The following is a 13,120-nucleotide window of genomic DNA, read 5'->3' as shown; positions in this document are numbered from 1 at the left end:
ACCTGGTGGTGCCACACCACCAAAGAAGAATGGATCAGGTAACCAAGTTGAAGCCGCACCCATAATCATCTGTTGCGATGATGGGTAAACAACTAGGTCAGCTATTATGTGCGGCATGCATGCATATGCCCAAGTGAAGTCGAAGTAGTTTGGATTATATTGAATCGGCTCAAGTTTAGCACCCCAAATGAATTGTGGGTCATAATACTCCCACCAAGCCACCCAAGCCTCAATAGCCTTCTCGTAATCAGGACTACCCGGTGCAGCCGCTGCTATGGCAGTCTGCACATTAGTTAAGTTAATGTAACCAAATGTTGAATTAGCACACCAAACTAAAGTATTATTAATTGGCGGTGGTAGGTTTGTTGATAATGATTGGCAATACCAGCCAACTAACTGATGATTAACAACCTTAGGCCAAGCAAAAGGCCAGGCCAATGATGTATTAAACACGTTACCAACAAAATAAGTCCACACTGATGAATGCGGCCACTGAGTCCAGGCAGTAATATAACTAACTACCTTAGGACCAAACCATTGAACCGATTGGAATTCACCATTAGGTATTAATTTACCAACCAACGTATCATGCTCAATAGCCACTACTTTAGTTGGTATGCCAAAGGCTGAAAGCTCCTCAGCCGCATATGATGCTGGTATTATTTGGTTAGTGAAGCCTGCAGGTACTAGTAGCTGCAGCTGCAGTGGTGTTCCGTTTGGTGTGTACCATTGCCCATTCTTCTGGTAGAAGCCTAGGCTTTCAAGAATTTCAGCCGCCTTTGTAGTATTATATTGATACGTGAATAACATATTTGTTACTGATGATGGGAATGTGACTAATGTATATGGTGCCGCTGGGATATTGTAGTTAGCTGGTAACAGTGACTGTAACCCCCATGATGCAGCAATAGCAGTGGTGTTAAGTAGGTAATACAATACCCTCCTAACAGCAGGAATATTCCAAGGATACTGATTAGGATTAATAGTTATACCATAAATATCATAGGAGTAAATCGTGAACACCTTAATACCCTTGCTCTCAAGTTCAGCGTTCTGCTGTGGAGATAGGAAGACATATATGAATTGAGCCGTACCAGACATTATAGCTGTCATTGATTGAGTATTACCACCTGTGAATAACGATGTGACCGTTGGGTAATATGTGAAGGAGTTAAGTGGGTAAACCTCTTCCCAAGCATTAAATAGGTTTTGAGGAACTAGGCTTATAATTATGTAATTTGATCCAACCTTAGAAACATAGTATGGGCTAATACCCCAATATGGCGCCACAAAGGTTGTAATATTCTTATGAGCGAAGGTTAATGCATCAGTCCTACTTGTAATATTCTTTAAGGCGTAAACAGCCCACTTCCATACTGGCCATGGGGTATACATGTGGTAGGTGAGTAAGTATATCCACTCTGTTGGCGACCATTCCTGGAATAGGAACTGTACTGTGTAATTGTTTATGACCCTAATATCATCATCAGCGTACTGGAACTGCATGAATGGGTAAAACCATCCAAAACCTTTAACGCCAATGTAGAATTCAGCATAAACATCCCATGCAGTGAATGGTATTGTGGCTGAACCATTAAACCAATATAGGCCCTTCCTAAGGTAGATAGTTAAAATACCTGAACCATTAGGCAAAACCTCAACAGTCCAATTCTCGGCTAGAGCTGGAAAGAATTGACCAGTTATTGGATTATAGTAGGCTAGTGGAGCATAAGTATCGTATGCTCCAATATCACTGCCCACAGGATGAGATAAGTATAGATTCCAGTTTGGTGCCCCTGGAACATAAAGTAGGGTTGATGATACTGCCTGAGTGATATTGAACTGAGTAGCCATAGTAACCATGGGTATTATTAACGCAGCCACCATTGATAGCACGAGTACTTGGCTTAACCTCATATGCTGCTGTACGGAGGCATGTTAATAAACATGCATGCTAACGATGTGCATGATTAATCATTATGAAAAGATATAAGCATTAAAACAAATAGTACTCAATAATAGAGTAATTATAAAAACTATATAACATATATATAAACTCGCACTGAACGATTGTCCAACTAGCTACGATACTTACAAAGCTCGAAGTAAACGCAATTACTAATTTCCCTAATGATCGACCCAAGTATGGTTTAAAACTAGGATTGAGGAGGTGAGGTTATGAGCAACATTGTTAAGTGGAATGGCTTAAGATTAGTTGTGATACCTGAGGATGTTTCATGGGAATTAATCCTAGGCGATAAGATACTGATTAAGGCATCCTCTTTAATCAATGATACTGCATTGGCTTATGTAAATTATGGGTTAAGTAATGGTGAAGATCTCTTAGGTAAATATATTATTTATAATATTACTGGTAAAGCTAATTCGGTTAACTTAACCTTAAGCATTAAGGCATACCTAAATGAACCAGTATTAATCCCTAGCATTAAACTCGACTCACATTTAACTGGAGTCATTAGAGGTGAGGGTGATGTAAATACTGCGTCACTTAATGCTAATGTATTTCTAGATAGGGTATTCGGTTACACTCCGTATAATTGGGTTAAACCCGCCTTTATTAAGGCGGGTGAATTGAAAGACAGCGTGGCACTTGGATCCTTTGGAATGTTCATTGACTCAAGGGACATGAATTCAGTAATAACCTCAGCACTGGAGCCTAGAGCTCCACAATTGCTTAAAATAACCCCAGGTTCAGTGGGTTTTAAGGCTGTACTGGGGTTGAGTGGGACCATTAAGGAACTACCCGGTGGCTTCACCTTATCTTCCCTAGTGGTTTACGGTAATAGGCCTAATGAGGCACTCTATAGGTGGGGGCGTTGGATTAGGGCTATTTACGGTAGGGTTAAGACATCCATAGAGGCCAATATTAATTACTTGAATTCCCTCCAATACTGGACTGATACTGGTGGTATGTACTGGTACAGGACATTGCCAGGCATGAATTATGCACAAACTATGCTTGAGATTAAGAGGTATATGGATGATAATGGTATTGGTGTTAAGTATTATCAGGTTGACTCATGGTGGTACCCTAAGAATCCTGAGGATGGGGGTGCATTAGAGTACCATGAGGTCCCTGAATTAGGTAGTGACCTTGGGTCCCTTTCAAGGGTGCTTGGCCCAATAATAAGCCTACACATTAGGTATCCGTCGAGGACATCACCATATGCCCAACGGTACCCGTCAAGGGTTGTTAAGAATGCAACATGCATAACTCAACCTGAGGATTACTTCAATGACCTAGTTAAGTCGCTTAAGGATAAGGGAGTATACTCAATTAAGCATGATTGGTTAACCACACTTAGGCAGAGGTGTAGTGAAGTTTACATGAGTGAGGTTGGTGCGCTTGAAAGGTACCTTGATGCCTTATTCAATGCCGCTGAGAAGTACAGCATGTTGATTGAATTATGTATGCCTGACCTATACCACTACTTCATTGGAGCTAAGCATAATTCAGCATTAATGATACGTACAAGCCCTGACTATGGATCCTCAACACCTAAGCATTTACTACTATACTACAATGCCTATGATTCAATGCTAGCAATACAGCTGGGTTATGCACCATTCTTCGATGTAATGGTGACAACGGATCATCACGCCTATGCTGACCTATTGGCCAGAGTATTATTCTTCTCAGCGGTGGGTATTGGTGATGCCATTGATAAGGACCCATACTGGAGGAGGGGTGTTAATGTTAATTTACTTAGGAGGTTCCTAACCCCCGAATGGATTGTACTTAGGCCGGATGAACCAGCTAAGTTAACTGATGAAATGTTTATAAATGATCCATATACTGAACCAGTACCATTAACTGCATTAACCCACGTTAGAGATATTATGGTAATTGCGTTATTCAACGTGCATAGGGACCTTGATCAAGTATGCTACACATTAGAACCCAGCAAATTAGGCTTACCTAAGGGCTCAGTCTTACTGAGGGTAAACACGATGACTACTCATGAGGGTAAGGTGGAGGGCTGTGTAAGGAAAGCTGAACCTCACTTAATCCTAGCATTTGATGATTCAAGTAAGCCTAGGATAATTGGGTTAACTAAGTATGCCTTAATGCCAGCCTCAGTAAGTAAAATTAATGAAGAATACTCAGGTTCACTTTATAAAGCAACTTTAACACTCACTGAACCTGGTGAAGCCTTAGTTTACTCACCCAGTAAGCCGATTAGCGTTAAGGTTAATGGGATTCCGGTTAATTATGATTATAATGAGGCAAGTAAACTACTGCTAATTAACATAAAGTACACCGAAGCAACCTTAGAGTTAACCCTTCCCTCAGCCTAATATAACTTCACATAATGTTTATTTAGGCTAAATACGTAACTTAATTGATGATGAGGTGCGTGAGGTAGGATTGAATGACTACTTCCAGGCTGCTGATTAAGGGTATAATTAATAAGGGCTTATTATGGTTCATGAACCCCATTAGGGATTAAACTTAGTTTTTAATCAATCAGCACCATGGTTAATCTAAAACACGAATACTGTACCTCCCTCAACTTCAGCTAGGAATGTTTCAGCCCCAGCTATTGCATCGACAATATCTATTAGGTCCTCCCTCTTAATATTATACATTTGAGCAGCCAAGGGGCATGCGTATATTTTTAAGTTGCCACCATACTCCTTCTTAAGCTCAGCCAGCATCTCATGCCAGTTCTTAAAGGAACCTGACTTAATGGCCCCATTAACATTCTTCAAGAATACTTCAACATAACTCCTATACTGCTCTGGAAATATTGACCAATCCTCCGGCCTCTCACTACTCCAAATCTTCCCAGCAACATCCTTCCTAAAAGCCACTAAACCCTCATTAACTAAGTGTAGGACAACCTTTTTACCTGAAGCCAAGGCGGCAGCAGCGTAGACCACTACGCAGCATATCCTATTAGCTGCCCCGCTTTGAACAACCATACCCACTACTTTACTGCTCATAACTAGACCCCTAACTCCCTAGCTTATATAGGGTCATTAATTGGTTATTTTCTACATTAGGGAGCATAATATGCATTAAGTGAAATAGCATATTAAATTAATTAACCTCACCTCAACTATGGAGGAGGGTAATGAGATTACTATTGATGTTAGAGGCAAGGTATGCCCAGTCCCAGTACTTGAGGCTGCTAAGGCAGCTAGGTTAGCTAAGCCTGGTCAAGTTATTAAAGTAATGGCAACTGATCCGGCGGCTAAGCAGGATTTAATTAACTGGGCTAGGGTAACTAATAATGAGTTATTAAGCGTTAATGAGAATGATGGTGTTCTCATTGTTAGGATAAGGATTAAGGGCAAGTAATCTTAAACTATATATATACTGGGTATTGATAATGCCTGAGCCTTAGCCTTCTTGGCTGTTCCAGTAACCTTGACCGTTACTGCATAATCTATACTCAACATTGCTGCCCTAAACCATTCAATACAATTAGTGGGTACCTTAACCACAATCCTGTTGGCATAGAGGAATATCGGAATAGCGTAACATCCGTTTGAATCCCAATTAATCCCAGCAATCCCCCTAGCCTTAATCACTAGATCTCTATATGCCTGCGGTAAGGTAGCCTTACTCCTAGCCTCAATTATCATGTACCTGGGCATGATTACCTCCTCTTAATCACAGTTAAGCCAAGGCTACTAAGCTCCTCCTCCACCATTACCCTTGACTCGGCGTCCAGTGACTTCCAGTGTATTATACCTAGCCTTGGCTTAACATTGTTACGCTCAACAGCCATCCTAACAATTGTGGGTGTGGGTTTAACGTACTTAGGCACCATGTGCCCTACATCATATTCACCGTTAATTATGTGATTAATCAGTGTGGTGTAATGCAGGTCACCTATTGATACTGCAACATCCTTATCATCATTAATGTACCTGCTAATATTATTAAGGAAGTCGAAAACTAGTGATGCTAGGAATTCTTGAGCCTTAGGGTCCCTCCACTCATTACTGGTGGATCCAATCTCCACAAATATTGCTGGCCTATTAACAAAGGGGCCATGGTGAGTAGCCTCAAGGGTGGCTGAGTAACCCTCCAATTCACTAATTCTCCTATACGCCTCCCTAAATAGGTTAGTTAATGCTCTTGGTTCACTAATAGCTACTTGACTAGGCTTACCGCCCAACTCAACTTCATTAGTCCAATTTCCTGGGGTATGGAATGTTATGAGTGGTTTAGGATTCCTCATCTCATGCCTACTTAAAAATAATAATAAACCCACACCATTGACCTTAGCCCATTCATCAGCCTCATCAACGTAAACTATATCCTTACTTGAAACCAAGGCTAGGGCTAAGTCTGATAAATACTCATTAGCATTAACTTCCCTGAACTTAACCATATTATTAAGCATACTCCAAATACCCATGGAAGCTTCATCAACCCTAGACACCACTAACCCAATCTTCATTACGCTAAGCGTAACCTTAGGTTATTAAACCATTTCTCAAATTCACTAAACCTTAACGCACCTTGATTCTTAACTAGAGTGAGTAATCCTTGTTGAGTATGCAGAGTACGGTAGCTCTATTAACCAGCCAATCACTAAACCAACAATAATACCTATGGATGATGCTTCTGCTGCAAATGAAGGAATTCTTGAGACTTCACATTGACTAATTGATGCGCCTCCACTACTTGACTGAGCCTCAATTTGGTGAATGAGGATTGGTAATATTGCCGGTATAAGGATGTGGGTTACGTATATGTAGGTGGCTATAACCGCTATTATGAAACCTATGATGCCGGTAATCCTAAGTAGGCTCTTAGTATTCATAACGTGGGCTACTACATTTGTTTAAATGCATTACGCCTTAGTTTAAATTGAAGTTAACTCTCTGATTAAGTTACTGAGGTTTTCATGGACTTGTGGCACCTCGTAAGTCCTCGTTATTACTCCATCACTTATCCTAGATACCTTATGGCAATTACCTATTAGCTCCAGGTTATGAGTCACCATGACTATGGTAATTCCCAGCTCCTTATTTAACCTCCTGAATATCTCCATGATGACAGCCGTAGTCTTGTTATCTAAGTTACCTGTAGGTTCATCAGCTAGTAGAAGCCTTGGCTGAGTAACAATAGCTCTTGCGATAGCAACCCTCTGCTGCTCACCACCACTCAATTGGCTTGGCTTCCTATATGCCTTATCCCTCATACCTACTGCCTCTAAGGCTTCAAGGGCTAACTTTCTTCTCTCCCTTAATCCAACGCCCCTGGCTATTAGTGGTAATTCAACGTTTTCAATCACATTCATGCGTGGTATTAAGTAGAATAATTGAAAGATGAAGCCAACGTACTTATTCCTATACTCATCCAACTCACTGCCACTAAGCTTATGAAGTTCATATGGTCCAACCCTTAAGTAACCTTTACCAACTCTATCAAGACCACCTATTAGGCTCAGTAATGTGGTTTTACCACTGCCGCTGGGTCCAATTACACAATGGAATTCACCCTCATTGATTGTTAAGTTAATTCCTCTTAAGGCTGGGTAGTCACCGTAGTATTTCCAGACATCCTTACATTCAATGAATACCATGGTTAATTCATGTGCTTTTAGGGTATTTAAATTAGTGTGTATAGCTAGTGAGTAGGGTTTATAAGGTTTATAGATCACCGATATCGTATGAATCCGTTATCGAAAACCTCAGTAAGTAAAACTAAGATGGCGGCAATAATGGTGGCGGCAAGCCTACTAGCCCTAGTGGGTTTTCTTAAAGTAGCCTATGCCCAAAACACGCCACCACCCTTCGTTATATTAAATGAACAAGCCACACCATCATTAACACCTGTTGGCGTCTCTAAGCTTACACTAACTGTGGAGTACACTGGTGGTTACTACTTATATGACGTCTACTTCCAATTGCAGCCTACCCTTTCTTGCGGCAATTACATTATTTCACCAAGCTCAATATACGTTGGCTGGATTAGCCCAGGGCAGGAATTAACCTTAACCTACTTGATAAATGGTTCATTACCCATAAATTGCCAGGCAAATCTTAATGTTAACTGGGGTGGGGAATCCAAGTACTCTCAATTAACGTCATCATACGTCAGTGCTGGTGGCTCAGGTTCAACAAGTGTAACATTACCTGTAGTAATATATGGTGAACCAAACATTGTGGTTCAAGTTAATCAAGGTTACTTAATATATGGCTTAATTAACCCAATTACATTAACCCTAATCAACAATGGGAGTGGGCCAATATACAATATGGTTGTTTCAATTCAAGCTAATGGAGCCTACCTAAGCCCCAGTGGAGCATCAACTGTGATTAATCACCTTAATCCTGGTGAATCAGTACAATTAATGATTAATGTAGCACCTACCTCAACGACCTCAGTATCATTAACTATAACCTACAGTGGTATATCCCAAAGTGGCGATTCAGTATCAGGTTCCTCAACAATAAGCATGAATACTCTATCAGTATCAGCAAGCCAAGTTACCGTATATCCGCTGAATTCCACGCTTAGTCCAGGGCCTGGAATTATTGAGATTGGTGTACGCAACCTAAACCTAGTGACACTGTATAACGTTACTATTCAATTAATTTCAACGCAGGGATTAATCCTAAGGGGTAATGGCACAATAATTGTCCCAAGTATACCAAGTGGTGGTTACCTAACCTTCACCATACCTGTGGTTGTACCATTATCCACCACTACTGCTTCAGTGAGTTATGTACTATCATTTCAGTTACCTAACGGTTACGTAAGCAGTGGGGAAGGTACACTAACCCTAGGTATCTATGGTGTAACTAACCCATTATCAATACTGCTCCTTAACTCAACAATAAGCCCTGGATTAGGAGAATTAACACTCCGTATACTTAACTCTGCATCAGTTACATTATATAATGTTAGCCTTGTATTTAATTCAGCAAGTGGATTAAGCCTAGGCAGTAGTGAATACAATATACCTGAATTACCACCAGGTGGCTCATACTACATTTCAATACCAGTAATGGTTCCATCAACAATAAGCACAGCAACCATAAGTTACACGCTTTACTACTACCTAACTCCAGGTACATATGGTGGAAGCGTAACTGGATCATTACCAGTTAACGTAATTAGCCCCCAGTCAATATTAACCGTCTACCCACTTAACTCAACAATAAGTGTTGGCAATGAGACAATACCCATAGTTATAAGGAATAATTTAGGATCAAGCCTAAGTAACGTCACCTTCACAATAACCTCAACAGAGGGGGCGTATCCCCTAATGACTAGTTTCAATATTGGTGAGATTAAATCATACAGCACATACACGGTTACTGTACCGTTAATGGTGCCTTTATCAGCAGGCTCAGTAGTTATTAACTATGTTTTAACATACGATGTGGGTAAGTACATGAGCAATGTTAATGGCGAATTAAACTTAGGCGTATCAAGTGCACCCAGCATCATAGCCGTGGTTTATCCACTTAACTCTACCCTTAATGCCGGTTTAGGTAAGTTAATATTAGGTATACGTAATAATGAACCAGTACCACTTTATAATTTAACACTAATCTTCAACTCGGTAAGTGGCATGTCTGTTACCAATACTGAGTACCATATTAATGAGGTTGGAGCTGAAGGAACATATTATTTAACAATACCTGCAGCTATACCATCATCATCAAGCTCCGTTTCGCTAAGCTACACCTTAATGTACAGCTACACTGGTGGTGAGGGTAATGTGGAGGGCCAAATAACCATGAGTGTCGCTGGGTTACCGCAAATCCTAATAACAGGTTACACCATTGCACCAAAAGTAGCCACAGTAGGCGCTGATGTATCAATATCATTAACACTAGTTAATTCAGGTCCAGTGACTGCAAATAACTTAAACGTAACAATGTTAACTAGTCCGGGATTAGTGGCTGTTAGCAGTAGGAGTATTTACCTTGGTTCACTTGAATCCCAGTCATTAAGCAATGTTGCCTTCACAGTGCTGCCGGTTAGGCCACTTAATGGTTCAATAATCTTCATTATAACATTCACTGACCAGTATGGCCAACTCCATAGGATTTACTATAATGTACCAATTAGCGTGTTTGGGAATTCAACTGAGTTTACTGGTTTCCCAGGTAGTCATGGGTTCTTCACCACTACGATAAGTAGGACAAGCAGTAACCAGCATGGGTTAATGGCCTACGTAACTATTACGGTAGTGGCCATTATTGTGGTTGCCGTAGTTATATTTGCCTTAAGGAGGAGGGGTGGTGGTAGTGAGGGTCGTTGATTATCTTAACTTAGCCTGGAGGGCATTATGGGAGAGGAGGGGTAGGACCATTGGGGCTATTGTAGGCATAGTTATAGCGATAATAGCCCTAGGCCTAGCTGTTGGTGCAGGTCAAGGATTCAAGTCATTAACTACAGGCTTCTTTGAGAGCGTTTTTGGAGTTAACACTATTGTTCTCCTCCCAAGCGGTACAGCTCAATTAACCTTAACCGACCTAGCCACAGTATCATCATTACCTCACGTTAGTGGTGTGGAACCTTTACTTGAGGCTTCAGGTAGCATAAACGTTAATGGCCATCCTCAGCGTGTTCAATTAGTTGGGGTTACGTTGGATGAGTTAATGCAAATGTATGGTGTTACATCCCTTAGTGATGCATTAATCAGTGGTAATCCGATTTTACAGGCTGGTGTGGTTTTAGTGGGTTATAATATTGCGTTCACTAATACTGGTCAGGAAATAATTTACCCAGGTCAATTAATAACTTTAACTGTTAATGGTAAGGCCGTAACCGCTATAGTGGGTGGAATCCTAAAGCCTGGTAGTATTGGATTAATTGGGGTTAACCCCAATACTGCGGTATTCATGGATTCATCATCATTCCTCAGTGAAATCGATCCATCAGGTGTCTTAAGCGGGCTAATAATACACGTTGATAAGCCCAGTAACGTTAATTCAGTATCAAGCATGCTTCAGTCACTTTACCCTCAGGATCAGGTACTTAACTTATCCACTGTGCTTTCAAGCGTTAATCAATTCTTCACAACCCTTGAACTCTTCCTGGCATTCATATCAGGCATAAGCTTCGTGATTATTGGCATATGGATTTTCGATACCACTACAATAAATGTTATCCAGAGGACTAGGGAATTTGGGATAATGCGTGCCGTTGGCTTTAGTAGGAGGTCGATACCAATCCTCCTAATAACTGAAGCCTTAATAATAGGTATAATAGGTTCAGTAATCGGTATCTCACTCCTAATCACCCTAACAAACCTAATACACACATCATCATTATTCAGCGCCAGTCCAGGAACCAGCTTTAGGGGTGGATTTAGGGGTGCAGCATCATCAAGCGCAGCATTCACATCATCCTCATCATCAGTGGGCATAAACTTACCAATACCCATAACCCTCACCGCACCCTACATAGCATTATTGTTTATTATCCCATTAGTAACAAACGTCATTGCAGCATTAATACCAGCCATAAGAGCCACCAGAATACCACCAGCCCAAACACTCAGGTATGAGTAAGGTCAAATTAAGTAACTTTTCCCTTAATTTCCCTAATTTCCGGAACCATTCATAAGCATATAAAGTTACCTTAATCCCTTAAAGCGGTTATTCTATTCCTCCTTAATATGGACCTTAAGTTTAGTCCTAGCTTATATTGAATTTCATACCCTAAATCCAGTGAATGGTAGAGTTAAGGCATTAGGGTGGTTTAAATTTGAGGAATCATAACTACTAATCCTATTTGAAAGTAGGGATCCAGGCATGTTTATTCATAATAAAGCTTATAAAATCCATGCCTATAATGTTAACTAAGCCCCGGTAGCTCAGCACGGTAGAGCGGCGGGCTGCAGACCCGTAGGTCCCGGGTTCAANNTCCCGGCCGGGGCTCCAAGCAGCATTCCCCGCATTATAATTCAACTCCAAGGAATTGAATATGTTATCGCCATTGTATTACGTGTTATGGTAAGCACACGAACTACCCTTAAGGCTTGGGGCAGTTTCTTGTTTTACTGCTTCATTCAATCTTATACGTTAATCCCTGTAATAATGCAACTATTACGCTGCTTGTTACTTCTGCATCTTCTTAATTATTCCCCTAATCGTATTTACCTTCTCTTCAATAATGCTTAACTTGTTTAACCAGCCCTATAGATTAATGCTTATTGATCCCTCTAATGGATTAGCACCACTTAATAATGCCTGAAGCATGCTTAGCTCCTAATGGCTACATCTATTAAAGTCGAATAATATGAGATTAGCTAGATTTAGTCTCAAGGTGTTTTAAACATAAACACGCTCATAAACTAGACCTAAACTATGATTAATACACCTACCCAGATGCTTAACAACCTAAGTATGAACCCCATGACTCACCATAAAGCCAAACTGCAGCTGAAAGCTGAACCCCACTGAAATAAAAGCATGAACACAAATGGTAGCTCACCAGTACTGTGGTGCTTCAGAGTATCTCACTATGCCTTCCGGGTCATCTGCAAATTTCCACTTTCCACTACCGGCAGCTAGTATGATTATACCAAGCTCCTCAGAGAGCTTATCATTAATGATAACCTCCTCCTCAATGTGCGATATAACTGCATCGCAGGTTATGCTTCTGGATTCCTTATTAGCTGTGATCACGGTGATCTCTATGGAGTTTGGTATCACATACTCTCTAATTGGTCCACCTGCGGTTCCGAATTCAACAATGTAGGCGTTGCCTGTGGGTGGCCATAGTTTAAGCGCCTTAGCTAAATTCATAGGTATTAATACCTGTGGCCTATCAGTCTCAAAGCCAGTATTAACTAAGGCTGAGGTTAATACATCAGAGCCACTACTCCTTAACCTGACCCTCACCCTCACGGCCACTTTTAATCACCCAAACGTGCCCAATCCTACGCCTAATAACATACATATGCCCAATCCTCTCCCTAATTCTGCTCACGTTAATTTAATGCTACACCCCTCCTTTAAACCTTTAGGAAACCTACCTTAACCTAGTGATTCACAGTACTATATTAATCTGACCCATGGGGATTAGCACCCAATCCCTAGTTAATATTAATTTATAGGCTAATGCCCTAACTCCATGTTCAATAGCATACCTTAACGCATCACTGAATTT

11 protein-coding genes, 1 tRNA gene and 1 pseudogene are annotated in these 13,120 nt (G+C 40.8%); 5 read left to right on the top strand and 8 right to left on the bottom strand.

The features are described 5' to 3' along the window. A partial coding sequence (locus BP896_RS09310; protein WP_291767789.1) for an ABC transporter substrate-binding protein occupies nucleotides 1-1,917 on the bottom strand: 1,917 nt, incomplete at its 3' end. Between the two features lie 261 nt (nucleotides 1,918-2,178). On the opposite strand from BP896_RS09310, the gene BP896_RS09305 reads away from it, so the two are divergent. Then, entirely contained in the window at nucleotides 2,179-4,320 is a 2,142-nt protein-coding gene (locus BP896_RS09305; RefSeq protein WP_291767787.1) for a hypothetical protein, read from the top strand. Between the two features lie 186 nt (nucleotides 4,321-4,506). On the opposite strand, the gene BP896_RS09300 is transcribed toward BP896_RS09305, so the two are convergent. After that, nucleotides 4,507-4,968, bottom strand: a complete 462-nt coding sequence (locus BP896_RS09300) for a DsrE/DsrF/DrsH-like family protein (protein WP_291767785.1) — start codon at nucleotides 4,966-4,968, stop codon at nucleotides 4,507-4,509. Between the two features lie 118 nt (nucleotides 4,969-5,086). Here BP896_RS09300 and BP896_RS09295 point away from each other — a divergent pair, with 118 nt between their 5' ends. Continuing rightward, nucleotides 5,087-5,326 carry a sulfurtransferase TusA family protein gene (locus BP896_RS09295; protein WP_291767783.1) on the top strand — a complete coding sequence of 80 codons (240 nt, stop codon included), beginning with the start codon at nucleotides 5,087-5,089 and terminating at the stop codon, nucleotides 5,324-5,326. Between the two features lie 2 nt (nucleotides 5,327-5,328). On the opposite strand, the gene BP896_RS09290 is transcribed toward BP896_RS09295, so the two are convergent. From BP896_RS09290 to BP896_RS09275, 4 genes are all read right to left on the bottom strand, one after another. Next, entirely contained in the window at nucleotides 5,329-5,625 is a 297-nt protein-coding gene (locus BP896_RS09290; protein WP_291767781.1) for a hypothetical protein, read from the bottom strand. Between the two features lie 2 nt (nucleotides 5,626-5,627). Further along, complete coding sequence (locus tag BP896_RS09285; protein WP_291767779.1) at nucleotides 5,628-6,437, bottom strand: D-aminoacyl-tRNA deacylase; 810 nt, start codon at nucleotides 6,435-6,437, stop codon at nucleotides 5,628-5,630. 69 nt (nucleotides 6,438-6,506) lie between these two features. Then, complete coding sequence (locus BP896_RS09280) at nucleotides 6,507-6,803, bottom strand: hypothetical protein (protein WP_291767778.1); 297 nt, start codon at nucleotides 6,801-6,803, stop codon at nucleotides 6,507-6,509. 42 nt (nucleotides 6,804-6,845) lie between these two features. Next, nucleotides 6,846-7,568 carry an ABC transporter ATP-binding protein gene (locus BP896_RS09275; RefSeq protein WP_291767776.1) on the bottom strand — a complete coding sequence of 241 codons (723 nt, stop codon included), beginning with the start codon at nucleotides 7,566-7,568 and terminating at the stop codon, nucleotides 6,846-6,848. Between the two features lie 87 nt (nucleotides 7,569-7,655). On the opposite strand from BP896_RS09275, the gene BP896_RS09270 reads away from it, so the two are divergent. The 3 genes from BP896_RS09270 (at nucleotide 7,656) to BP896_RS09260 (ending at nucleotide 11,889) form a co-directional block, all read left to right on the top strand. Next, nucleotides 7,656-10,262: a hypothetical protein gene (locus BP896_RS09270; protein WP_291767774.1), complete on the top strand. Its 2,607-nt coding sequence runs from the start codon at nucleotides 7,656-7,658 to the stop codon at nucleotides 10,260-10,262. Next, entirely contained in the window at nucleotides 10,249-11,517 is a 1,269-nt protein-coding gene (locus tag BP896_RS09265; protein ID WP_291767772.1) for an FtsX-like permease family protein, read from the top strand. Before BP896_RS09270 ends, BP896_RS09265 begins: the two co-directional genes overlap by 14 nt. Before the next feature lie 294 nt (nucleotides 11,518-11,811). Further along, nucleotides 11,812-11,889 (top strand) — tRNA-Cys (locus BP896_RS09260). 549 nt (nucleotides 11,890-12,438) lie between these two features. On the opposite strand, the gene BP896_RS09255 is transcribed toward BP896_RS09260, so the two are convergent. Then, nucleotides 12,439-12,864, bottom strand: a complete 426-nt coding sequence (locus BP896_RS09255; RefSeq protein ID WP_291767771.1) for a hypothetical protein — start codon at nucleotides 12,862-12,864, stop codon at nucleotides 12,439-12,441. Between the two features lie 136 nt (nucleotides 12,865-13,000). Next, nucleotides 13,001-13,120, bottom strand: a pseudogene (locus BP896_RS09940) (sugar fermentation stimulation protein SfsA); the annotation flags it as partial.

Source organism: Caldivirga sp. UBA161, from assembly GCF_002506515.1.
GTDB lineage: Archaea > Thermoproteota > Thermoprotei > Thermoproteales > Thermocladiaceae > Caldivirga.
Note: the sequence above shows the minus strand (reverse complement) of the source record. Positions and strands in the feature narration are given on the sequence as shown.

Coding starts and splice junctions, on each gene's coding strand:
- BP896_RS09305 (WP_291767787.1), top strand. CDS start 2,179: ATGAGCAACATTGTTAAGTGGAATGGCTTAAGATTAGTTGTGATACCT.
- BP896_RS09300 (WP_291767785.1), bottom strand. CDS start 4,968: ATGAGCAGTAAAGTAGTGGGTATGGTTGTTCAAAGCGGGGCAGCTAAT.
- BP896_RS09295 (WP_291767783.1), top strand. CDS start 5,087: ATGGAGGAGGGTAATGAGATTACTATTGATGTTAGAGGCAAGGTATGC.
- BP896_RS09290 (WP_291767781.1), bottom strand. CDS start 5,625: ATGCCCAGGTACATGATAATTGAGGCTAGGAGTAAGGCTACCTTACCG.
- BP896_RS09285 (WP_291767779.1), bottom strand. CDS start 6,437: ATGAAGATTGGGTTAGTGGTGTCTAGGGTTGATGAAGCTTCCATGGGT.
- BP896_RS09280 (WP_291767778.1), bottom strand. CDS start 6,803: ATGAATACTAAGAGCCTACTTAGGATTACCGGCATCATAGGTTTCATA.
- BP896_RS09275 (WP_291767776.1), bottom strand. CDS start 7,568: ATGGTATTCATTGAATGTAAGGATGTCTGGAAATACTACGGTGACTAC.
- BP896_RS09270 (WP_291767774.1), top strand. CDS start 7,656: ATGAATCCGTTATCGAAAACCTCAGTAAGTAAAACTAAGATGGCGGCA.